Below are 1,182 nucleotides of genomic sequence, written 5' to 3' on the forward strand. Positions count from 1 at the left end.
CCGTGTGGTGTCCTCCACCAGCGGCGAAGTCACCGCCGCACCCTCCTACGGCACGGGCGGCATCCCGCACAGCACGGTCCTGAACCCGGCCGCACCGGAGCTGTATCCGGGGCAGGAGTTCACCGCCGCCCTCACCCACGACCTCGCCGGACAGCAGACCTCGAAGACTCTCACCCAGGGCGACGGCGGGCAGAACGCAGACACCCGCACCGGCACGGCCAACACCTATGACGCGGCCGGGCGCCTGGCATCCCAGACCGACCAGCTCGGCAACACCACTACCTACACCTACACCAGCGACGGACAGGTAGCTGAGGCTGTAGTCACGGCGCGGGACGGCGCACGGGTTTCACAGACCACGCACACCTACGACCAGGCCACCGGCTTCCTCACATCAACTGCGGTCACCGGTGCCGCAGGTGCCACCACTGTCCGGCAGATGGAATATGACGCCCTCAGCCGGGTCACCGGCGTGTGGGAAGGCAGCCGCGAAGACACGGACTCGAAGAAGAACACCCTTCTGTCCTACACGTATGACGGCGAAGGCCGCCTGGCCTCCGTCGTCTACCCCGACGGCAAGACTGTCTCCCGCACCTACAACGCCGTCGGCCAGCTAGCCACCGCCACCGACGCAGCGGGCGCCGTCACCGCATACGCCTACAACCCCGACGGCAGCCTCAAGAGTGCCGTCCAGGAGACCGCGGACGGGCAGACCGCTTCTGCGGCTTACAGCTACGACAGCCTCGGGCGGCTGGCGGAAGCCGCCTACGGCAACGGCACCGTACTGACGGTCGACTACTACGACAGCGGCCAGCCGGAGAAGGAGACCCTCACCCGCAAGGACGGCACCGTGCTGTCCGAAACCGCCTACACCTACAACACCCGCGGCGACCTCGCCACCCGCACCGACACCCGCCCCGCCACCAGCGGCAGCGGGGAAGGCAGGCAGGAAGACGGACCCTGCCGCCACGGGCGCGCCGGTGACTACGCACACCGTGCACACCTACGACGCCTACAGCCGACTCACCTCCACCACCGTCCACAACGGCCCCGACGCGAAGGCGCCCGTGCTGCGGTCGACCGCCTACACCGCCAACGCCGCCCTCACCGCCCTCACCACCGACGGCAAGACCACCGGCCAGACCTGGGATGCGGCCGGCAACCTCCTCACCGGCGCAGACG

The 1,182-nt window shown here is 69.1% G+C and carries 1 pseudogene; it reads left to right on the forward strand.

The annotated features are described in order from the left end of the window. A pseudogene (locus tag IF89_RS39365) lies at positions 1–1,182 on the forward strand (hypothetical protein); the annotation flags it as partial.

The sequence above is a fragment of the Streptomyces sp. NRRL F-2664 genome (assembly GCF_000719345.1).
Taxonomy (GTDB): Bacteria; Actinomycetota; Actinomycetes; order Streptomycetales; family Streptomycetaceae; genus Streptomyces.